The following is a 20,883-nucleotide window of genomic DNA, read 5'->3' as shown; positions in this document are numbered from 1 at the left end:
GAGGCTTGAGGAGGAGCAGAGGAGCGGGCCGGGTTCAGCCCTTGAGGCCGCCCGCGGTGAGACCGCTCATGATGTTGCGCTGGAAGATCAGGAAGATCAGCAGCGTCGGCGCGGACGCGATGGTGAGCGCGGCGATGAGCACGTTCTCGGGCACACCGTTCGCGAGGGAGTAGATGCCGACGTTGAGCGTCTGCTTGCTCGGATCGGGGAGGGTGAGCATCGGCCAGAGGAAGTCCTTCCAGACTCCGACGACCGCGAAGATGGACACGACGCCGAGGATCGGCCGGGAGATCGGCAGCACGACCGACCACAGGGTCCGCATCCGGGACGCTCCGTCGATGGATGCCGCGTCGAGGAGCTCGCGCGGAATCGAGTCGAAGAACCGCTTCAGCAGAAAGATGTTGAAGGCGTTGGTGACGGACGGAAGCCAGATCGCCCAGGGCGAGTTGAGCAGATTGCGCTGCACGATCGGGACGTCGAGCACCGTCAGATACTGCGGTACGACCAGGACGGTGGCCGGGATCATCAGCGTGGCCAGCATCATCGCGAGGATGACCTTGCCGAACACCGGCCGCAGCTGGGACAGCGAATAGGCCGCGGCGACATCGAGGACCAGCTGGAAGGCGAGCGCGCCGAAGGCGTAGTAGAGGGTGTTGAACAGCAGCCGGGCCAGGTCCATCACGTCCCAGGCCCGGGAGTAGTTCTCGGGGTGCAGTGCCTGGGGCACGAAGCTCGGCGGTGACTGGACGACCTCCTGGGTGGTCTTGAGTCCGCCGGAGACCATCCAGTAGAGCGGGCCGAGGAAGACCAGTGTGAAGAGGCCGATGACCAGGGCGAAGACGGCCCAGTAGAGGAACTTGGCGCGTGGTCTTGCGAGTTGGGCCGGTGAGATGAGTGTGCGTGTCATGTCCGTCTCACCCGTCCTACTCGTCCTCGCTGCTGCGGCTGAGCCGGACGTACGCCGCCGAGAATCCCGCGAGCAGTACGAGCAGGACCAGGCCGAGCGCGGCGGCGCTGCCGTAGTTGTTGAAGTTGAAGGCGTACTGGTAGATGAGATAGACGACGGTCGTCGTGGACCCTTCCGGACCCGCTCCGTTGGTGAGCAGGAACGGCTCGGTGAAGACCTGCATCGTCGCGATGATCTGCATCAGCAGCATCAGCGAGAGGATCAGCCGGGTCTGCGGGATGGTGACGTACCAGATCTTGCGCAGCAGTCCCGCGCCGTCGAGTTCCGCCGCGTCGTAGAGCTCGCCCGGTATGCCCTGCAGTGCGGCGAGATAGATCAGGGTCGCGCCGCCCATGTTCATCCAGGTGGCGGCGATGACGACCGAGAGCATCGCGGTGTCGGGGTCCTGGAGCCACTGCTGCTGCGGGAGGTGCAGCAGTTCCAGGATCCGGTTGAGGAGTCCGTATCCGGGGTCGTACAGATACTTGAAGAGCAGGACGGACGCGACCGGCGGCAGCATCACGGGCAGATAGACAAGCAGCCGCAAGTAGCCCTGCGCGTGCCGGAATTCGTTGAGGACCAGGGCGACGACGAACGGGACGGCGAAGCCGAGAAGCAGCGCCAGCCCGGTGAACAGCAGGGTGTTGCGCCAGGCCTGCCAGAAGGCCGGGTCGTTGAACACGGTGGTGAGGTTGGACCAGCCGGCCCAGGTCGTCTGCCCGTCCTCGGTCTTCTGGAAGGCCAGGACGAACTCCCTGACCATCGGATACCAGGAGAAGAACGAGAAGCAGAGGACGGCGCCGATCAGGAAGCCGTGGGCCGACAGATTGCGGCGCAGGGCCCGTACGAACGCCTCCCTGGAGGCGTTCGTACGGAGCCCGGCAGAGCGCCCGGGGCGGCGCGGTGCGGCCTTGCGCGGGGTCAGGGTGGGGGCCGACATCGGCTACTGGTTCGCCAGGATCTGGTTGACCTGCGACTCGGCGCTCGCCAGCAACTTGGCCGCGTCCGCGTTCTTGTTGGTGAGCACTCCCGACATCACGTTGTCCAGGACCTTGTAGATCTCCTGTGCCTTGGGCGGCTCGGCCTTGCCCTTGACCGAGTTGTCCATGAAGGCCTTGAAGTTCTCGACCGGCATGGTGGCACTGGCCGCGCGTGCCGCGTCGTCCTTCGTCTTGCTGGCGTTCAGCCAGAAGTTGGGCTGCGGGACGCCGACGGGCAGACCGTCGGTCTTGGTGCGCGCCCAGTCGAACTGCCCCTTGCCCACGGTGAGGTTCTTGAAGTTGAGCCAGGCAACCGCGGCCTTGATCTTGTCCGGGGAGTTCCCCTTCTTGATCACGTAGTTGTTGCCGCCGAAGAGGGTGTTCTTCTCGCCGGGGATCGGTCCCATGCCGAAGTTCTCGTATGTGGCGCCGAGTTGCTGGACCATGTACGCGATGTCGTCGGGCGCGGCGAGGAACATGCCGAGCTTGTCGCTGGCTATCTGCTTCTGCAGGTCGCCCCACTTGAGCAGCTGGGTCTTGCCCATGCTGTCGTCGTCCCAGCGCATGGCGTGGAGATTCCCGACGATCTGCTTGCCCAGGTCGCTGTTGAACGCGGCCTTCTTGCCGCTGGCGTCGACGATCTCGCCCCCGAGGCCGTACATCGTGGCGGTGAAGTGCCAGCCGCCGGTGTTGCCCGCGCTGTACTCGCCGTATCCCGCAACTCCCTTGCCGAGTCCGGCGATCGCCTTCGCCGCGGTGCGGACCTCTGCCCAGGTCCTCGGCGGGGTGTCGGGGTTGAGCCCGGCCTGCTGGAAGAGCTTGCGGTTGACCAGAAGGCCCATGGTGTAGTTGCTGGTGGGGAGGCCGTAGAGCTTGCCGTCGTGCTTGAGGGAGTTCATGACGTCGGCGTCGATGTCGGCGAGTGCGGGGACCGTCTTGGGGGTGACGTACGCGGAGATGTCCTCGGCTCCGGCGTTGTCGAGGACCTGCTGGAGATCGGTGAAGTACGTGTAGAACACGTCCGGTTGGGACTTGGCCTTCAGCATCGCGGTGAAGCGCGGCGGCTCAAGACACTGGCCTGGCGTCGAACGTCCCTGGATCTTGATGTTCGGGTACGTCTTGTTGAACGCCTTGACGTCCTCGTTCCACTCCTTGAGCTCGGCGGCCTTGGCGGGCGAGGGCATGCAGTCGATCGTGAGCGTCAGCTTGGTCTTCGGGTCCAGCGGGGCGGACGGGTCGGACGAACCGCCGCCGGAGCCCTCGTCGTTGTTGCCGCTGCTGCTCGTGCCGCAGGCGGCCAGGACGGTGAGGGCGAGCGCGGAGACGAGGACGGTCGTAGCACTTCTCATCGGTGGTCCCCTTCGGGCATGAGCCGGATGACCCGCGGCGAACACGCTGCGGGAGGCGCGGCACACTCAACCACCGGCGACAGAAGACCGCAATATCTCGCGCCGATTTCGTAAAAGTTTGACAGTCGGTTGTACGGCTGGCGCAGTTGGTCGTACAGCTTGCGCAGCCGGTCGTACGGCTAGGGTCTGCCGTTCGGATCTTGCCGGGCTCGCGTGCATTGGCACGCACTCCCCCGTAGCCCTTCGGGCACGGGAGGTGCCCCCACGCTGCGTTGTCGTCAGTCGCCGACGCTCCGCGTCGGCTCCTTCCTCCGCCTTGCGATCGCACGCACCGCAGTGACATCAGCCGCTCCGCGGCGGGCCGCTCACTGATCCGGCCTGATCCAAACGACAGACCCTAGCGCGGAGCTTGCCCCGTCGAGCCGCGCACCACCAGCTCCGGCTCGAAGAGCAGCTCACCCGGGGGGACATCGCCGCCCTGGATCTGCGCGCACAGCAGCTCGACCGCGGCACGGCCCATCGCCTCGATCGGCTGGCGAACGGTGGTCAGCGGCGGCTCGGTGCAGTTCATGAAGGCGGAGTCGTCGTAGCCGACGACCGAGACTTCGCCGGGGACGGCGAGACCGCGCCGGCGGGCGGCCCGTACGGCTCCGAGCGCGAGCGGATCGCTGGCGCAGATGATCCCGGTGATCCCCCGGTCGAGCAGCCGCGAGGCCGCGGCCTGCCCGCCTTCCAGGGAGAACATGGAGCGCTCGACACACTCGTCGGGCAGCTCCCCGCCTGCCGCCTTCGCGGCCGCGTGCGCGGCGGCGAGCTTGCGTCGCGAGGGCACATGGTCGGGCGGGCCGAGGACAAGGCCGATGCGCCCGTGGCCGAGCGAGGCCAGATGGCGCCAGGCCTGCTCCACGGCCACCGCGTCGTCGCAGGCGATACAGGGGAAGTCGAGATTCTCGATGGAGGCATTGATCAGCACCACCGGAATCTTGCGTTCGGCCAGCAGCCTGTAGTGGGCGTGCGGGGCGTCCGCCTGCGCGAAGAGACCGCCCGCGAAGACGACTCCGGAGACCTGCTGCTGGAGCAGCAGCTCCACATAGTCCGCCTCGGAGACACCGCCCTTGGTCTGGGTGCAGAGCACGGGCGTGAGCCCCTGCTGCGCCAGCGCCCCGCCGATCACCTCGGCGAAGGCCGGGAAGATCGGGTTCTGCAGCTCCGGCAGGACGAGACCGACCAGCCGCGCCCGCTCGCCGCGCAGCTGAGTAGGCCGCTCGTACCCGAGAACGTCGAGTGCGGTCAGCACCGACTGCCGGGTGGCCTCGGAGACTCCGGGCTTGCCGTTGAGCACCCGGCTGACCGTGGCCTCGCTGACCCCAACCTTCTTCGCCACCTGAGCAAGTCGTCGCGTCATACACGCAAGACTAGCGCAAGCCATGCAAGTGGCTTGCGCTAGTCCGCGTATCGGCGCCCGGGCCTGCGGGGACCGCCTAGGGATTGATGTTGATCTTGAAGGTGGAGGTGGTGTTCTTCACGTCCTGCACGTTGTTGCTGAACTTCAGGCCGTTGACGGTGACCTCACCGACCGCGGGCCCCTGACCCGCCTCCGGCATCTCGTTCGCCCAGAGCCCGAAGCCGGACTTGGCGTCGTACGCGTCGCCGCTTTTCCTTGCGCCGGAGATCGAGATGTCGCTGAGGATGGTGTCCTTGATCGGGAACTGCGGCTGTCCTCCCACATAGTTGGTCTGGAACATGATTCCGCTGTACGTCGGATCGACGATGTCGACGTCGTTCACCCGGATCCCCTGGAACACCTTCGAGGCCGAGAAGAGCCAGATCCCCGGGAAGGTCTGCGCTCCCCAGAAGTGCCCGCCGGCCCGGACGATCGAGACATTCTCGACCGTCGTCGGATCGGTCCCGAAGCCGTTCATCGGATAGCCGAAGTCCAGCGAGCTGATGGTGATCCCGGAGTAGACGAGCGTGTCCGCGATATGGATGTTGCGGAAGGTGTTGTTGTAGCCGCCGTAGACGGCGATGCCTGCCGCACGCCAGGTGAGGATCGAGGTCAGATTCTCGTAGACGTTGTTCTTCATGTCCGCGCCCCCGGCGTCGATCGCCGAGAAGAGCGCGAAGCTGTCGTCTCCGGTGGCCCGCGCCTCGTTGTTCGTCACGAGGTTGTCCGTCGACCCGTTGGTCATGTTGATGCCGTCGGCGAACATGTCGCGGATGCGGGAGTTCTTGATGGTGATCTTGTCGGTGTTCGCGCCCCAGTAGAGGCACACCATGTGTTCGTTCCAGATGTTGTCGATCACGATGTCCGAGACATTCGAGAAGTCGAACACCTTGCCCGGGCCGTCGATGCGCGAGGTGTAGTTCCCGAAGTACGCGAAGTTCGCGAACGACGAGCCCTTCGCGGACGCCTCCGCCCGGAAGCCGATGTCGGTGTTGTCCTGTGTCGTCGGCGCGTTGAACCGGGTGTACCAGGGCCCGGCGCCGACCACCTTCACCGCCTTGCCGTACACCTGGAACTTGCTGGATGTCTGGTAGTCGCCGGCCGGCAGATAGACGCCGACCAGTGTGCCGGTCGTGTCCATCCGCACCTTGTCCAGGGCGTTCTGAACGTCCTGATGGGTGAACCCGGCAGGCACGGTGTACGTCGCCGGATCGGGGTTGGCGATGGGCGCGACCTGCTCCAGGCTCACGAAGTCGATCGCGTACTTGGAGGTGTTGGCCGCATCCTTCTGCAGCTTGATCTTGCTGCCTGCCGGGACGGAATCGCCCAGCATGATGTGCGCCTCGTCGTAGATGTGGCGTGGGGCGCCGGCTCCCGGAGAGTTCCCCGGGCTGGCCTCCGCCCCGTACAGCCAGGCGTACTTGGACGTCAGGTCGATCGCCTTGCGGAAAGTGCCGTCGACGTAGACGTTGAGCGTGGAGTCGATGCCTCCGCCGCCCGGCGCGTCCGGTATGGAGAACCGCGTCACCAGCGTGTTGGTGCTCGCCCTGGTCGTGAACTCCACATAGTTGCCGGTGTTGTCGAGGGTGACGGCCTTACGACCGGACGCCTCGCCCGCGACATCGCCGATGGTCCGGTTCGGCCCGACGACCTGTGCGCCGCCGCCCGCCGTGCCGTCCTCCGCCTCGTACATGTCGTACGGCATATTGGCGCCGCGGCCGACGAAGAGCGCCTGCGTGCTGGTGTTGTTGGCGCGCTTGACCGGCAGTTCGTTGGCGTCGTCCGCGATGACGACCTTGACGGTGTACGAACCGTTCGCGGCTGTCCAGGTGCCCAGATTCACCGGCGCGGTGGTGGCACCCGCGGCGATGGTCCCGCTGTACGCACCGGTCAGGGTCTTGACCGTCGCGCCCTTGGAGTCGATCAGGGAGAGGGTCAGACCGTGGCTGCCGCCCGCGGACGGCTGCGTGCCCTGGTTCTTGACGGCCACGGAGAAGGTGACGCTGTCGCCGTTGGCCGGGGCCGACGGCGAGGTGCTCACCGCGGCTGCGACCAGGTCGGAGCTGTCGACGGGCTTGACCACCAGTGAAGTGGGGCTGGTGTAGGTGTTGTTGGTCTCGTTCTGCTCGATGACAGCGTTCGCCTCGTCGGCGACGGCGCTGAGCTGGTACGTACCCGCGTCTCGCGCCCCGATGGAGGCGCTCACCGTGGTCGAGGCCCCGGCTGCCAGCGCGCCGACCTGGGCCGTCGCGACCTTGGTACCGCCAAGCCGGAGCGCCACGGCACTCGCCGCCGAGGCGACGGGGCCGCTGTTGCGCACGGTGGCCGACAGAGTGATCGGGTCGGACTCGACGGGAGCGGCGGGCGATGCCGTCAGACCGGTGACCTCCAGATCGGGGTTGGGCGCCGGGACGCCCAGGATCTGGAACTCCGCCACCTGGCCCGCGGTGGCACCGGTGTTGGACGTGAACTTCAGCTGTACGTCGGCGACCCGGGCGTCCACCGGGACGGTCACGGTGTTCCCACCCGCCGGGTCGAAGGCGTAGTCCTTAGCCGCGACCAGGCTGGTGAAGCCGGATGCGCTCTGTTCACGTCCCAGCACCTGGATGTTCTGGGTCCGGGTGCCCCAGCTGCTGTCCGGATTGAGCTTGAGCACCACACTGCTGAGATCGGCGTTGGCGCCCAGTTTCACGGTGAGGGTGTTCGGGTAGCTGCCCGCGGCGCCTTCCCAGTAGGTCGTCAGGCTGTTGTCGTTGGCGTTCTCCGCGACGAAGGTGTGGATCACCGAGGAGGCGGTGATCGGCTTGCCGACGGCGAGGTTCGACGCCGAGCCCGTGGAGCCGTTGCGTGTCACGGTGTTGCTGTTGCCCGACTGGTTCCCGGCCGCGTCCTTGGCACGTACGACATAGGACACGGTCGCGCTCGCGGGCTGCGTGTCCGTGTACGTCGTGACATCGCCCGCCACGCTCTTGCGCAGCGAGTTGTTGGCGTAGATGTCATAGCCGGTGACCGCGGTGTTGTCTGAGGACGCGCCCCAGCTCAGCTTGATCTGGCCGGCGGCGGGCTCGGTGAAGGAGAGACTGGCGGGCGCGGTCGGCGCCTGGGTGTCGCCGGTTTCTCCCTTGCGGGTGACGGTGTTGCTGTTGCCCGACTGGTTCCCGGCGGCGTCCGTCGCGCGGACGAAGTACGAGACCGTGGCGCTCGCAGGCTGGGTGTCCGTGTACGTCGTGACGTTGCCGGCGACGCTGGTGCGCAGCTCGTTGTTGGCGTAGATGTCGTAGCCGGTGACCGCGGTGTTGTCGCTGGACGCCTCCCAGGTGAGCTTGATCTGGCCGGTGGCCGACTCGGTGTAGGCGAGCGCTGTCGGCGTGGTCGGAGCCTGGGTGTCGCCGGTCGTCGGGCCGTAGATCTCGAACTCGGCGACCTGCGCGGCCACCCGGCCGGTGTTGGCCGTGACCAGGACGCGGACGTACCGCGTGGTGGCGGCGTCGAAGGCGATCGTCGCCGACTGTCCGCCGGCCGCGTTGAACTCGTACGCCTTCGAGGCGGTCAGATCGGTGAAGTCCGTGCCGTTGGCGCTGCCCTGGATCTTCAGGGTCTGCGTTCTGGCTCCCCAGCCGTCGGGCAGCCGCAGCACGACCCGGTCGATACGGACGGACGAGCCGAGGTCGGCCTGGATCCACTGCGGGAGGTCGCCGTTGCGGCTCTCCCAGTAGCTGGCCCGGTTGCCGTCATTGGCTTGGGCGGCCGCGTAGACCTCGGTGTAGCTGCTGGCCGTCAGGGTCTTGCCGCGGGCGAGATCGAGCGAGGACTCACCGGCCGCGTGGACTTCGAGTTCGGAGAGCTGGGCGGCCTGCCAGCCCGTGTTCGCCGTGATGTGGATACGTACGAAACGGGTCTGGGCGGCGGCTAAGGCGACCGCCACTGTATTGGCCTGCCCCGGGCTGAACGTGTACGCGGCCGAGGTCTTCAGGGTCGTGAAGCTGGTGCCGTCGGCGCTGCCCTGGACGGAGAGGGTCTGCTGCCGGCTCTCCCATCCGGCGGGCAGTTTCAGCACGACCTCGTCGATCCGGCTCGTGGAGCCGAGGTCGGTCTGGACCCACTGGGGGAAGCTGGTGCCGTCGCTCTGCCAGTAGGTCGCCTGGTTTCCGTCGGTGATGTTCCGGGCGGCGTAGTCACTGTGGGCGCTGCTCGCCGCCGCGGAGCGGCCCGCGGCGATATTGGGGCCGGCGGCCGCCGAGGCGGTCAGCGACGGCCAGCCGATTATCAGAAGACTGGTGGTGATCACGGCGGAGAGAACCCGCCAACCCCAGCGTTGCGGTCTCATATGTCCCCGATCTGCACGTCAGATTGAGTCTTTTGCGTGTGGCGGTCAGAGAGTTGCAGAGATATGCCAAGTCGTCTACCGCCATGACCGCGTCAAATCGGCCGCCTCCGGTCAGCCGGAACCGCGAAATCCGGCCGCACCAGCAGCTTTACCGCCCGCTTCCAAGAAAACGTAAGTCGGCCGCAAAATGCGCAAGCGATTTGCGTGGAGCAGGGATTTCGGAAAGGGCCGCACGCCCTTTACCGTTCCTAGGCATGAGCCCCGTACCGACCGCCCCCGCCCGGCGCCGGCGGTTCGGCTGGCCGCAGCGGGTCTTCTCCCAGGTCCTGCTGATGCAGCTGGCCATCGCCACCGGTGTCACAGTGCTGGCCACCGGCCTCTTTCTCGCCCCGCTCAGCGCCCAGCTCGACGATCAGGCGATGCGCCGCGCGCTCGCCATCGCCGAGACGACCGCATCCCCGAAGGTCGCCGACCAGCTGCTCGGCTCACAGCCGACGGCCGGCGGTCCGGTGCAGGCCGATGCCGAACGGATCCGGAAGGCCACCGGCGCCGAGTACATCGTGATCATGGACAAGCGCGGGGTGCGCTGGTCGCACACCGCGCCCGAGCAGATCGGCCGGGTAGTCTCCACCGACCCCAGCGACGCGCTCGCCGGCCATGAGGTCATGGAGATCGACAGCGGGACGCTCGGCCGCTCCGCCCGCGGAAAAGTGCCCCTGCGCGACGACAGCGGCACGATCGTCGGTGCGGTGTCGGTCGGCATCGAGTACGACAGCGTGCGCGCCCGGCTCCTTGCGGCGATTCCCGGCCTGCTCGCGTACGCGGGCGGGGCGCTGGCCGTCGGGGCCCTGGCCGCCTATCTGATCTCCCGCAGGCTCCAGCGGCAGACCCATGACCTGGCCTTCTCCGATATCTCCGCGCTGCTTGTGGAGCGCGAGGCGATGCTGCACGGCATCCGTGAAGGCGTCGTCGCCCTGGACGCATCGGGCCGGATCCGGCTGATGAACGACGAGGCCCAGCGGCTGCTCGGCCTCGGCCCCGAGGCCGAGGGGCGTCCCCTCGACGAGGTACTCGGCCAAGGCCGCACCACCGATGTGCTGGCCGGGCGGGTCACCGGCGAGGATCTGCTGACCGTACGTGGCAGCCGGGTGCTGATCACCAACCGGATGCCGACCGACGACGGCGGCGCCGTCGCCACCCTGCGCGACCGCACCGAGCTGGAACAGCTCGGCCGCGAGCTCGACTCCACCCGCGGACTGATCGACGCCCTGCGCGCACAGGACCATGAGCACGCCAACCGCATGCACACCCTGCTCGGCCTCCTCGAGCTGGAAATGCACGAGGAGGCGGTGGAGTACGTCACCGAGGTGGTCGGCGTCCACCGGGCCACCGCCGAACAGGTCACCGAGAAAATCCACGATCCGCTGCTGGCCGCCCTGCTGGTGGGCAAGGCGACGGTGGCGGCGGAGCGCGGCGTCTCGCTGCGCATCGCGCCGGGGACGCTGCTGCCCGACCGACTGGTGGATCCGCGCGGGCTTGTCACGGTCGTGGGCAACCTCGTCGACAACGCGCTGGACGCGGCGACCGGCTCGCCGGATCCGCGGATCGAGGTCGAGGTGCACGCGGAGGGGCGTACGGCTGTCCTGCGGATCGCGGACAGCGGTCCCGGGGTCCCGCCCGAGCAGCGGGAGTTGATCTTCACCGAGGGCTGGTCCACCAAGGAACTCCCGGTCCACGGCAAGCGCGGCCTGGGGCTGGCCCTGGTGCGCAGGCTCGCGGAACGGCAGGGCGGCAGCGCGCGGGTGCGCGAGGCGCAGGGCGGCGGCGCCGAGTTCACCGTCGTACTCCCCGAGGCGCTGACGGAGCCGGGGCTGGCCGCTGCGGTGGAGGCATGATGATCGACGTACTGGTGGTGGACGACGACAAACGGGTCGCGGAGATCAACGCGGCCTATGTCTCCAAGGTGCCCGGCTTCCGGGTCTCCGCGACAGCGCACTCGGCCACCGAGGCGCTCGCCCGGATCGCGGACAGCCCGGTGGATCTGATCCTCATGGACCACTATCTGCCGGACGGGAACGGTCTCGCGGTCGTACGGGAGCTGCGCAGGCTCGGCCACCAGACCGACGTGATCATGGTGACCGCCGCGCGGGATGTGGCCACCGTCCAGGCGGCGATGCGCCACGGCGCGCTCCAGTACCTGGTCAAGCCGTTCAACTTCGCCGGTCTGCGCGCCAAGTTGGAGGCGTACGCCACACTGCGCCGGACGCTGGAGGGCGGCGGCGAGGCGGAACAGGCCGAGGTGGACCGTATCTTCGGAGCCCTGTCGGCGGGCTCGGTGACCCCGGACCTGCCCAAGGGCCACTCCCCGACCACGGCCGAAGTGGTCCGTCAGGTGCTGCTGGCAGCCGAAGGGCCGCTGTCCGCCCAGGAGATCGCGGAGCGGGCGGGCGTGAGCAGGCAGACGGCGCAGCGCTATCTGAAGCTGCTGGAGCGGACGGGCCGGGTCCGCCTGAGCCTGAAGTACGGCGAAACAGGCCGCCCGGAACACCGCTACGTCTGGTCCTCGAGCCCGTCCGGCGCTTGAGGACACAACGGAACGGATCCCGGACAGGCCCCGGGCCTCAGACCGCTCACACCGCGCCCGCACCCGTCAGCGCCCGCACCTCGGTCTCCGCATGCTTCGCCTCGTCCGGCGGCTCCGTCGAGGTCGCCGTACCGATCCAGCCCGCCAGGAACCCCAGGGGGATGGACACCAGGCCCGGGTTCTGCAGCGGGAAGACACGGAAGTCCACCCCCGGGAACAGAGCCTCCGGGCTGCCCGAGACGACCGGCGACAGCACCACGAGCAACATGGCCGGAATCAGCCCTCCGTACACCGCCCAGACCGCTCCACGCGTGGTGAAGTTCCGCCAGAACAGGGAGTAGAGCAGCACGGGCAGATTGGCTGAGGCGGCGACCGCGAAGGCCAGGCCCACCAGGAACGCGACGTTCAGGTCGCGGGCGAGCAGCCCGAGCGCGATCGCAGCCACCCCGATGCCCGCCGCCGCGACCCGTGCGACGGCCACCTCGCTGTGCTGCTTGGCGTGGCGGCGCTTGAGCGAGGCGTACAGATCGTGGGCGACGGATGCCGACGACGCCAGCGTGATCCCTGCGACGACGGCGAGGATCGTCGCGAAGGCCACCGCCGCGACCACCGCGAACAGAACCGTTCCGCCTGTGGACCCCGCACCTCCGCCGAGATCCAGCGCCAGCAGCGGGACCGCGGTGTTCCCGGCCGCGTTCGACTTCCGTACCTCGTCGGAGCCGAGCACCGCGGCCGCACCGAAGCCGAGCACGATCGTCATCAGATAGAAGCTGCCGATGAGACCGATCGACCAGACGACCGAGCGGCGGGCGGCCCGCGCGGTCGGCACGGTGTAGAAGCGGGACAGGATGTGCGGCAGCCCCGCCGTCCCCAGCACGAGCGCCAGGCCGAGGCTCATGAAGTCGAAGCGTGCTGTCCAGTCCCCGCCGTACTTGAGGCCGGGTGAGAGGAAGTCCTTGCCGTGGCCGCTTCGTTCGGCTGCGGAGTAGAGCAGCTGGTTGACATCGCCGTGGAAGCGCGCGAGGACGAGGACGGTCATCGCGATCGCGCCCGCCATCAGCAGCACGGCCTTCACGATCTGGATCCAGGTGGTGGCTCGCATCCCTCCCAACGACACATAGATGACCATCAGTGCACCCACGCCGATGACGGTCCACGAGCGCGCGGCTTCGCTCGTACCGCCGAGCAGCAGCGCGACGAGGCTGCCGGCCCCCACCATCTGCGCCACCAGATAGAGAACGGACACGGTGACCGAAGAAGTTCCCGTAGCGATGCGGACCGGGCGCTCGCTCATCCTGGATGCGACGACGTCGGCGAGCGTGAACCTGCCGCAGTTGCGGACGAGTTCGGCCACCAGCAGCAGGACGACCAGCCAGGCGACCAGGAAGCCGACGGAGTAGAGCATTCCGTCGTAGCCGTAGAGCGCGATGAGCCCGGAGATGCCGAGGAAGGAGGCGGCGGACATGTAGTCGCCCGCGATGGCGAAACCATTCTCCAGAGGCGAGAACAATCGCCCGCCCGCGTAGAACTCCTCCGCCGAACCATGCCTGTTACGGCTCACCCAGGTCGTGATGCCGAGAGTGACCGCGATGAACGCGCTGAACAGCAGCAGCGCCAGGGTCTGGTGGTCGCCGCTCAACGGTTGATCCCCCGCGTCAATTCCTGTGTGTCCCACCGGAGATCGAGCGCGGCGCGGTCCCGGCGCAGCCGTGCATGACGTGCGTACGCCCAGGTCAGCAGGAAGGTGGTGAGGAACTGCCCGAGTCCGGCGACCATGGCGATATTGACCGCGCCCGCCACCGGACGAGCCATCAGTCCGGGCGCGGTGGTCGCCGCGACGACGTACGCCAGATACCAGACGAAGAAGGCGAGAGCAGCGGGGACCACGAACCGCCGGTAGCGACTGCGGACCTCCTGGAAAGCGGCGCTGCGCTGCACCTCCAGATAGATGTCGGCGGCGCTCGGCCCGCGCCCCGGGGCTGCGGGTGTGGGCGGCGCGACGGGCGCGGGGGTGCCGGTACCGTCCAACTCCCCCCAGCCGGAGGCCAGGGCGTCGTACCACGGGTCGTCGAGCTCCACCGATCAACTCTCCTCGTCAGCGAACCGTTTCAGATCGCGTGCCCAAGGATGGACAGAGCGGGAAGATCCAGGACTCTTCTCCCACCGGTCTTCACCCCATCAGGTGATGCTCGGCCCAGGTGGCTGCGCCAGACCTTCGCGGTAGGCGTATCGCACCGCCTGAGCGCGGTCGTGGATGCCTGCCTTCGAGAAGAGATTGTTGATGTGGGTCTTCACCGTCGCCGTGGAGATGTGGAGTCTGCGGGCGATGTCCGTGTTGGTGAGGCCCTCCGCGATCAGGGTCAGCACCTCGCCCTCGCGTGCGGTCAGTCCGTCGGGCAGCGTCGGCCCGGACGGTTCCGGCGCGGATGTGACCTGCTCGAGGAGGCGCCGCTGCACGACCGGTGAGAGCCCGGCGCGACCCGCCATCACGTCCTGGATGGCCCGTACGATCTCGTCGCCGCCGGCGTCCTTGGTGAGATAGCCCCGCGCTCCTGCCCGCAGCGCGGGAAAGAGCGAGTCGTCGTCGGCATAGGTGGTGAGCACGACGATCTGGGTGCCCGGATGTTCGCTGCGGATACGGCGAGTCGCCTCCACGCCGTCACAACGGGGCATCCTCAGATCCATCAGGGCGACGTCGGGGGCGAGTTCGGCGACGAGGGCAACCGCTTCCTCGCCGTCCTTGGCGGAGCCGACGACCTCGATGCCGGGCAGCAGCCCCAGGAGCATCACAATGCCCTCGCGCACCACCGCCTGGTCGTCGACGACGATCACTCTGGCGTTCTGCTCGGTCATGCCGGCACTCGCAGCCGCACCACGAAGCCCTCTCCCTCGGGTCCTGCTTCCAGGGTGCCGCCGAGCAGTTCGGCCCGTTCGCGCATCCCCAGCAGACCGTACCCGGAACCGGATGCCCCCAGCTCACCGCCGTGCCCGGTGATCTCGTCACCGTGCCCGTCGGCGCCCGAGTCCCGCACTTCCAGGGTCACTTCATCCATCCCATAGGCGAGCAGCAGGCGCACCTTGGCGCCCGGCGCGTGCTTGCGCGCGTTCGTCAGGGCCTCCTGGGCCACGCGACGTACCGCCTGCGAGGCCTCCGCGGTCAGCTGCCGCCGCTCCCCCGTCACCTCGGTCACCGCTCCGTCCGCGACAGCGAGTTCGCGCAGATAGTCCTCGACGGGGGCCATCTCGCCGCGCAGCGCGGAGAGAGCCTGCCGGGTCTCGGCAAGTCCCTCGCGGGCCATCATCCGCGCCGCCACCACCCGTTCCAGGATCTGCTCCCGGAACGGTCCTTCCGGTCCGCGCTCGATCTGTATCCGGGCCGCTTCCAGATGCACGAGCTGCGCGGAGAGGCTGTGCGCGAGGACATCGTGGATCTCGCGTGCGATACGGGCCCGTTCGGCGAGGGCGACGGAGGTGGCCTCGGCCTCACGGGCGGCCCGTTCCTGGGCGAGCAGGCGGAATCCGGCGCCCCTGGCCTGCGCGTCGAGCCGCAGGGAGTATCCACCGAGCAGTACCGCGGCGATCGTGAAGTAGGCCCCCAGTTCGCTGTCGTCGGCCAGCGTGAAGCCGATGGACATCACCGCTGTGGTACCCAGACCGGCGAAGAGCGGGAGGCACTCCATCGCCATGGCGGATGCCGCGATCCACAACACCATCGCCGGCACCGCGGCCCCGGCGACGTATGCCCCTGCTCCGAAGGCCGTGATGGCGGCGACCAGTCCGAGCGAGGGCCCCAGCCTGTTGTCGATGGTCGTCCGGTGAAAGCCAAAGACTGCTGCTGCGCAGCAGAGCAGCCCCAGCGGCGGGAGCACCGCGCCCCAGCCGTGGAAGGCCTCCGAGTCGTACGCGCTGGACACCGCCCATGCCGCAAGACCGGCGAGCACCGCGATGTCGAGGGCGATACGGACGCGCGGTACGCCGACGCGGGACAGCGCTTCCCGTGTGGGCCACGTTGTCCACTGGCTGCTGGGCACGTCAAGTCCTCCTCCGTCGCCCCCGATGCTACGGAGCAGGGACGGGACCCGGGATCGGATCAGGGGTGGAGCCGCCGGCTCCACCCCTGGGTGGGCAGACCGCCGTCAGGCGTCGATCCGCGAGCGGTCGAGCGTCGCCGCGGAGCTGGTGATGAATTCCTTGCGGGGCGCCACCTCATTGCCCATGAGCAGGTCGAAGACCTGCTCGGAGGACTCCAGATCACCGATGTTGATCCGGCGCAGGGTGCGGTGCCGCGGGTCCATCGTGGTCTCCGCGAGCTGGTCGGCGTCCATCTCGCCCAGGCCCTTGTAGCGCTGGATGGAATCCTTGAAGCGGACCCCCTTGCGCTGGAACTCCAGCAGGGTCTGGCGCAGTTCGCTGTCGGAGTACGTGTACACGTACTTGTCCTGGCCCTTCTTGGGCTGGACCAGCTCGATGCGGTGCAGCGGCGGCACGGCGGCGAAGACCCGGCCCGCCTCCACCATGGGCCGCATATAGCGCTGGAAGAGCGTGAGCAGGAGGCAGCGGATATGGGCGCCGTCGACGTCGGCGTCGACGAGCAGGACGATCTTGCCGTAGCGGGCTGCGTCGATGTCGAAGGTCCGGCCCGATCCGGCTCCTATGACCTGGATGATCGCGCCGCACTCGGCGTTCTTGAGCATGTCCGAGACGGACGACTTCTGTACGTTCAGGATCTTGCCGCGGATCGGCAGGAGGGCCTGGAACTCGCTGTTCCGGGCGAGCTTGGCGGTGCCGAGCGCGGAGTCTCCCTCGACGATGAAGAGCTCGCTGCGCTCCACGTCGTCGCTGCGGCAGTCGGCGAGCTTGGCGGGCAGCGAGGAGGACTCGAGCGCCGTCTTCCGGCGCTGTGCATCTTTGTGCTGGCGGGCCGCGATGCGGGTACGGGCCGCGGCGACGGCCTTCTCCAGCACCGCGCGGGCCTGCGCCTTGGCGTCCCGCTTCGTGGAGGTCAGAAAGGCCTTGAGCTCCTTGGCGACGACATTGGCCACGATCCTGTTGGCCGCCGAGGTGCCGAGGACCTCCTTGGTCTGGCCCTCGAACTGCGGCTCGGCCAGCCGGACCGTGACGACCGCGGTGAGGCCCTCCAGGGCGTCGTCCTTGACGATGTCGTCCTCGGCGACGCGCAGCAGCTTGGCGGAGCGCAGCACCTCGTTCATCGTCTTGGTGACGGAGCGCTCGAAGCCGGTCACATGGGTGCCGCCCTTGGGGGTGGCGATGATGTTCACGAAGGACTTCACGGAGGCGTCGTAGCCCGTGCCCCAGCGCAGGGCGATGTCGACGGCGAGCTCCCGGGTGACCTCGGTGGGGGTCATGTGGCCGCGGTCGTCGAGGACCGGGACGGTCTCCTTGAAGGTGCCCTGTCCGGTCAGCCGCAGCACGTCGCAGACGGCCTTGTCCTGGGCGAGGTACTCGCAGAACTCGCTGATGCCGCCGTCGAAGCGGAAGGTCTCCTCGCTCTTGCCCTCTCCCTCCAGGTCCCGCTCGTCGCGGACGACGATGGTCAGGCCGGGCACCAGGAAGGCGGTCTGGCGGGCGCGCTGGTGCAGGTGCTCCAGGGAGAGCTTGGCGTCCTTGAGGAAGATCTGCCGGTCCGCCCAGTACCGCACGCGCGTGCCGGTCCGGGTCTTGGGGACACGCTTGCCCTTGAGCAGCCCGTTCGCCGGGTCGAAGGGGGCGTCCGGGCCCGACTCGGTGAAGATGCCGGGGACCCCGCGCCGGAAGCTGATCAGATGGGTCGCGCTGTTGCGGTCGACCTCGACGTCCAGGCGGGCCGAGAGGGCGTTGACGACGGACGCGCCCACGCCGTGCAGACCGCCGGACGCGGCGTACGAGCCACCGCCGAACTTGCCGCCCGCGTGCAGCTTGGTCATCACGACCTCGACGCCGGAGAGGCCGGTCTTGGGCTCCTTGTCGATGGGGATGCCCCGGCCGTTGTCCTTGACCTCGACCGAGCCGTCCTCGTGGAGGATCACCTCGATGTGGTCGCAGTGACCCCCGAGGGCCTCGTCGACGGAGTTGTCGATGATTTCCCAGAGGCAGTGCATCAGCCCCCGGCTGTCGGTGGACCCGATGTACATTCCGGGGCGCTTGCGGACCGCCTCGAGCCCCTCGAGTACGAGCAGGTGCCGCGCGGTGTAATTGGACCCGTCACGGTCTGCGGTCAGTACCGCACTGGACGGCACGGACGTTTCGGCGGTCACGCGGTTCGCTCCTCGCTGAATTTGAGATGTGGCCCGGTGGGGTAAAGGCCCGGCGTCGGTCGCCGGTCAGAGGGTACCGAGGCCTGGTAGAGCCGATGTAACGCCACCCTCGTGATTTCTCATGCTAGTCCAGTCTCGTATGCATGTTCGATCCCTCGATGGAGTGACGCGCACATCACGTTCCCTTCCAGGCATGAACCATTTAGGCTCCGGGCACGTCCTCATGAACAACCGGCAACCCAGCCGGGAGGGCCAAACGAGACAAGCAACGCGAAATCCGTAGAGCGAAGCAATACGGCTCATTCGCCGCCAACCGGCAGCAGACAGCCACCTTGACAAGAAGTTTCGAGGAAAAGCCACGAGCGGGAACGTTTTCGGCCTGGTTGGATGTTGACCCTGGTACGACAGCTCGTCGAGCTAGAGAAGAGGCGACGTGACTACTGTTCTGACCCCCGCGAGCCCGCTGACGGCCGCTGACCGCTGCGACCGTTGCGGCGCCCAGGCCTATCTGCGCGTCGTACTGACCAGCGGCGGTGAACTGCTCTTCTGCGCCCACCACGGGCGCAAGTTCGAGCCGGAACTCAAGAAGATCGCCGCGGAAATACAGGATGAGACCGACCGACTCACGGCCGTGCCGGCCGCCGTCGGTGAAGAGGAACACTGACACCTCGCATCCACGACGAGCCAAGGGCCGGTCTCGGACCGGTCGACGGGCGGCCGCCCCTGAATACCAGGGGCGGCCGCCCGCTCTCATACCGTGACTGCCGCGGCGGCGCGAGGCCCCGCAGCCCGAGCTCTAGAACCCGGCCAGCGCCGAGATCCGCGTGTACACCCCCGGGCTGTCCGCCCGCCCGCAGCCGCTGCCCCAGGAGACCAGGCCAATGAGCCTCCCGCGGGCCACCAGCGGCCCTCCACTGTCCCCCTGACAGGCGTCCCGCCCGCCCCCGGTGTCTCCGGCGCAGAGCATCGTTGCGGGCACGTAGCGCCCGCCCAGGCCGCCCGGATAGGCCTGTCCGCAGGCCTGGTCCGAGAGCACGGTCACCTGCGCGGCCCGGAGCGAGGACGCATAGCTGCCGTCGCCTCTCGTATCGCCCCAGCCGTAGACGGTGGCGCTCGTTCCCGGCTCGTACGCCGGATCACCGGCGCCCGCCAGATCGATCACCTGGGAGGCGGGCAGCGCCTCGGCCAGCGTCAGCACGGCCATGTCCGCACTGTTGGTCATCGGGCTGTACTCCGGAGCGACCCGGCTGTCGCTGACCGCGATCTCCCGGCCTCCCGTGCCGAGCAGCTCCGAGCGCCCGGAGATGACCCGCAGATCCCGGGCCTCTTTCACGTCCTGGCCGAGCACGGTCCGGCTCAGGCAGTGGGCGGCGGTCATCACCTTCGTGGGCGCCACAACCACACCGCCGCAGAACTGGCCCGCGCGCGTTCCCCCGAACCGGTCACGGCTGGCGAGTGCGACGACCCACGGGGTGTCTGTGGCATGGACCGGATAGCCGCCGACGACCACGCCGTCGGCGCCGGCGGGGACAGGCGATACCAAGGGCGCCACAGCGGCTGCGGTGATCAGGGCCAGCGCCCCGGTCAGGGCTCGGGCGAAGGAGCGGCGCATACGGCCTCCTGACTCTGCGTTGTGTCGAGTCCACTCAGGGTCAGCCAGCTCGCCGCGGCACGCACCTGCGCACATGGCGAAGGGCCCGGTCCCTGACGGGATCCGGGCCCTTCGCCGGCCGTTACTTCTACGACCTGTTAGGTATCGCTACGACCTAGTCGAGGTAGTCGCGCAGTATGAGCGGCTGAACGCTGCGCTTGACCTGCATAGACGCACGTCGGAGCCGAGCGGGGGAGTCGAAATATCCTGGATTCACGTTCGCTCTCGGCGGTTGAGCCGGTAGATGCCGTAGGTGATGCCCAGGATGATGTCCACGGCTGCCCATAGGCCGATCACGAGGCCAACGCCGATCGCAGTCCCGGCATCCCCGGCGTCCTTACACAGCTGAAGTGCGTCTCCGGTCAGGCCCTCACAGGAGGGGTCATCGCTGCCGCTGTTCACGCCCACGATGATCCAGATCAAGAACAGCACCTGCACAGCAAGGAAGATCCAGAGGAAGATCCTGCGGGGCTTCTTCCTCTTAGCAACCGGGGCGGGGCCCGGGGAGCCCCCAGCCCCAGGGGGTGGCCGTCCCCACTGTGGGGGCGGGGTGTCGGTCATCAGCAATACCTCCTCGACAAGCAAGGCATACGATTTCAGTGCGTAATCAGAACATTACGCCGCCCCTATCGCAGCCTGATCGAGGATGGGCGGGACCAGTCCGGAAGAAGATCGTCATGAAGTACAAGACCGCCTGCGTCGCTGTCGTCGCGATGCTCGTCATCGGCGGCGTCGCAGCCTGCGGAGATGGCGGAGACAGCGGCAGCACCCCGCCCAAGGCACCGCCCAGCAGCACGCCGCAAACGCCGTCACCACCGACGCCTACGCCGTCTGAGCCGCGCGAGCTGAAGGTCGAGCAGACCATCTCCGTCACGACCGAGGAAGGGCCTGCTGCCATCACCCTGCTGGCCGTGAAGAACACCACTTCCATCGGCGACGCGAAGGCGGACGCAGGACAGCAGTACGTCGTCTACACCATGCAGGTAAAGAACCTGGGTCAGACAGAGTGGGACACCGGCTGGCTGGAAAGCCCGCGCTGGTCCGGCACCAACGGGGAAGCCGTAAACCCTGTCTTTGTGGCCGGACCCGTGGACCCCAAGCTGATCCCGTACGACCCGTTCTCCAGCACGCCCGAGCCGCGCCCCGGCGAGTACGTCAAAGCAACCGAGGTGCTAGGAGTCCCGAATACCTCGGGCACATTGCAGTTTGAGGACAGCAACGGCAACGCCCAATTCAACATCGTCATCAAGTAACGGACTCCTCGGTGGACGCCCCAATGGCCTCGGCCATCCGCTTGGCAACGTCCGCCGCGGATCATGCCCAGGTGCACGTAGGGCGAGCCCCCGTC

Annotated in this window: 16 protein-coding genes; 4 read left to right on the top strand and 12 right to left on the bottom strand. The window is 67.9% G+C overall.

Going from position 1 to position 20,883, the window contains the following annotated elements; translation table 11 throughout:
* Positions 1-34 precede the first annotated feature (34 nt).
* The 5 genes from ABZS64_RS07260 to ABZS64_RS07240 form a co-directional block, all read right to left on the bottom strand.
* Positions 35-907, bottom strand: coding sequence for a carbohydrate ABC transporter permease (locus tag ABZS64_RS07260; RefSeq protein WP_355824362.1), 873 nt, complete (start codon positions 905-907; stop codon positions 35-37).
* A gap of 16 nt (positions 908-923) precedes the next feature.
* A complete protein-coding gene (locus ABZS64_RS07255; protein ID WP_355824356.1) occupies positions 924-1,886 on the bottom strand; it encodes a sugar ABC transporter permease in 963 nt (320 codons plus the stop codon).
* Between the two features lie 3 nt (positions 1,887-1,889).
* Complete coding sequence (locus tag ABZS64_RS07250) at positions 1,890-3,275, bottom strand: extracellular solute-binding protein (RefSeq protein ID WP_355824353.1); 1,386 nt, start codon at positions 3,273-3,275, stop codon at positions 1,890-1,892.
* A gap of 397 nt (positions 3,276-3,672) precedes the next feature.
* A complete protein-coding gene (locus ABZS64_RS07245; RefSeq protein WP_355824350.1) occupies positions 3,673-4,680 on the bottom strand; it encodes a LacI family DNA-binding transcriptional regulator in 1,008 nt (335 codons plus the stop codon).
* A 76-nt stretch (positions 4,681-4,756) separates the two neighbouring features.
* A complete protein-coding gene (locus ABZS64_RS07240; RefSeq protein WP_355824347.1) occupies positions 4,757-9,046 on the bottom strand; it encodes a discoidin domain-containing protein in 4,290 nt (1,429 codons plus the stop codon).
* 254 nt (positions 9,047-9,300) lie between these two features.
* On the opposite strand from ABZS64_RS07240, the gene ABZS64_RS07235 reads away from it, so the two are divergent.
* Together ABZS64_RS07235 and ABZS64_RS07230 are read left to right on the top strand one after the other, a co-directional pair.
* Positions 9,301-10,941 (top strand): sensor histidine kinase, encoded by a 1,641-nt coding sequence (locus ABZS64_RS07235; RefSeq protein ID WP_355824344.1) that lies wholly within the window; start codon positions 9,301-9,303, stop codon positions 10,939-10,941.
* Entirely contained in the window at positions 10,941-11,630 is a 690-nt protein-coding gene (locus tag ABZS64_RS07230) for a response regulator (protein WP_355824711.1), read from the top strand. Before ABZS64_RS07235 ends, ABZS64_RS07230 begins: the two co-directional genes overlap by 1 nt.
* A 46-nt stretch (positions 11,631-11,676) precedes the next feature.
* Here ABZS64_RS07230 and ABZS64_RS07225 read toward each other — a convergent pair whose 3' ends face one another.
* From ABZS64_RS07225 to ABZS64_RS07205, 5 genes are all read right to left on the bottom strand, one after another.
* Positions 11,677-13,269 carry a cation acetate symporter gene (locus ABZS64_RS07225; protein ID WP_355824341.1) on the bottom strand — a complete coding sequence of 531 codons (1,593 nt, stop codon included), beginning with the start codon at positions 13,267-13,269 and terminating at the stop codon, positions 11,677-11,679.
* On the bottom strand, positions 13,266-13,709 hold the full coding sequence (locus ABZS64_RS07220; RefSeq protein WP_355824339.1) for a DUF485 domain-containing protein: 444 nt from the start codon (positions 13,707-13,709) through the stop codon (positions 13,266-13,268). Before ABZS64_RS07220 ends, ABZS64_RS07225 begins: the two co-directional genes overlap by 4 nt.
* A 99-nt stretch (positions 13,710-13,808) precedes the next feature.
* Positions 13,809-14,483, bottom strand: coding sequence for a response regulator transcription factor (locus tag ABZS64_RS07215; protein ID WP_355824336.1), 675 nt, complete (start codon positions 14,481-14,483; stop codon positions 13,809-13,811).
* Positions 14,480-15,661, bottom strand: coding sequence for a sensor histidine kinase (locus ABZS64_RS07210; RefSeq protein ID WP_355824333.1), 1,182 nt, complete (start codon positions 15,659-15,661; stop codon positions 14,480-14,482). Before ABZS64_RS07210 ends, ABZS64_RS07215 begins: the two co-directional genes overlap by 4 nt.
* Positions 15,662-15,766: 105 nt before the next feature.
* The gene (locus ABZS64_RS07205; protein WP_355824330.1) at positions 15,767-17,884 is read right to left on the bottom strand and encodes a DNA topoisomerase IV subunit B; all 2,118 of its coding nucleotides are present in this window, start codon (positions 17,882-17,884) and stop codon (positions 15,767-15,769) included.
* Between the two features lie 433 nt (positions 17,885-18,317).
* On the opposite strand from ABZS64_RS07205, the gene ABZS64_RS07200 reads away from it, so the two are divergent.
* A complete protein-coding gene (locus tag ABZS64_RS07200) occupies positions 18,318-18,548 on the top strand; it encodes a hypothetical protein (RefSeq protein WP_307660675.1) in 231 nt (76 codons plus the stop codon).
* Positions 18,549-18,680: 132 nt separating this feature from the next.
* Here the strand turns inward: ABZS64_RS07200 and ABZS64_RS07195 are convergent, their stop codons facing one another.
* Together ABZS64_RS07195 and ABZS64_RS07190 are read right to left on the bottom strand one after the other, a co-directional pair.
* Positions 18,681-19,496, bottom strand: a complete 816-nt coding sequence (locus ABZS64_RS07195) for a serine protease (RefSeq protein ID WP_355824327.1) — start codon at positions 19,494-19,496, stop codon at positions 18,681-18,683.
* A 252-nt stretch (positions 19,497-19,748) separates the two neighbouring features.
* Entirely contained in the window at positions 19,749-19,973 is a 225-nt protein-coding gene (locus tag ABZS64_RS07190) for a hypothetical protein (RefSeq protein WP_355824325.1), read from the bottom strand.
* A 239-nt stretch (positions 19,974-20,212) separates the two neighbouring features.
* On the opposite strand from ABZS64_RS07190, the gene ABZS64_RS07185 reads away from it, so the two are divergent.
* The gene (locus tag ABZS64_RS07185) at positions 20,213-20,788 is read left to right on the top strand and encodes a hypothetical protein (protein WP_355824322.1); all 576 of its coding nucleotides are present in this window, start codon (positions 20,213-20,215) and stop codon (positions 20,786-20,788) included.
* Positions 20,789-20,883: the final 95 nt, after the last annotated feature.

Origin of the sequence: Streptomyces sp. NPDC005408 (genome assembly GCF_040606445.1) — a bacterium.
Lineage (GTDB): Bacteria > Actinomycetota > Actinomycetes > Streptomycetales > Streptomycetaceae > Streptomyces.
The sequence above is the reverse complement of the archived record's forward strand: the minus strand, read 5'-3'. Positions and strand labels throughout refer to the sequence as shown.

Coding starts and splice junctions, on each gene's coding strand:
- ABZS64_RS07215 (WP_355824336.1), bottom strand. CDS start 14,483: ATGACCGAGCAGAACGCCAGAGTGATCGTCGTCGACGACCAGGCGGTG.
- ABZS64_RS07195 (WP_355824327.1), bottom strand. CDS start 19,496: ATGCGCCGCTCCTTCGCCCGAGCCCTGACCGGGGCGCTGGCCCTGATC.
- ABZS64_RS07230 (WP_355824711.1), top strand. CDS start 10,941: ATGATCGACGTACTGGTGGTGGACGACGACAAACGGGTCGCGGAGATC.
- ABZS64_RS07255 (WP_355824356.1), bottom strand. CDS start 1,886: ATGTCGGCCCCCACCCTGACCCCGCGCAAGGCCGCACCGCGCCGCCCC.
- ABZS64_RS07260 (WP_355824362.1), bottom strand. CDS start 907: ATGACACGCACACTCATCTCACCGGCCCAACTCGCAAGACCACGCGCC.
- ABZS64_RS07250 (WP_355824353.1), bottom strand. CDS start 3,275: ATGAGAAGTGCTACGACCGTCCTCGTCTCCGCGCTCGCCCTCACCGTC.
- ABZS64_RS07245 (WP_355824350.1), bottom strand. CDS start 4,680: ATGACGCGACGACTTGCTCAGGTGGCGAAGAAGGTTGGGGTCAGCGAG.
- ABZS64_RS07185 (WP_355824322.1), top strand. CDS start 20,213: ATGAAGTACAAGACCGCCTGCGTCGCTGTCGTCGCGATGCTCGTCATC.
- ABZS64_RS07235 (WP_355824344.1), top strand. CDS start 9,301: ATGAGCCCCGTACCGACCGCCCCCGCCCGGCGCCGGCGGTTCGGCTGG.
- ABZS64_RS07240 (WP_355824347.1), bottom strand. CDS start 9,046: ATGAGACCGCAACGCTGGGGTTGGCGGGTTCTCTCCGCCGTGATCACC.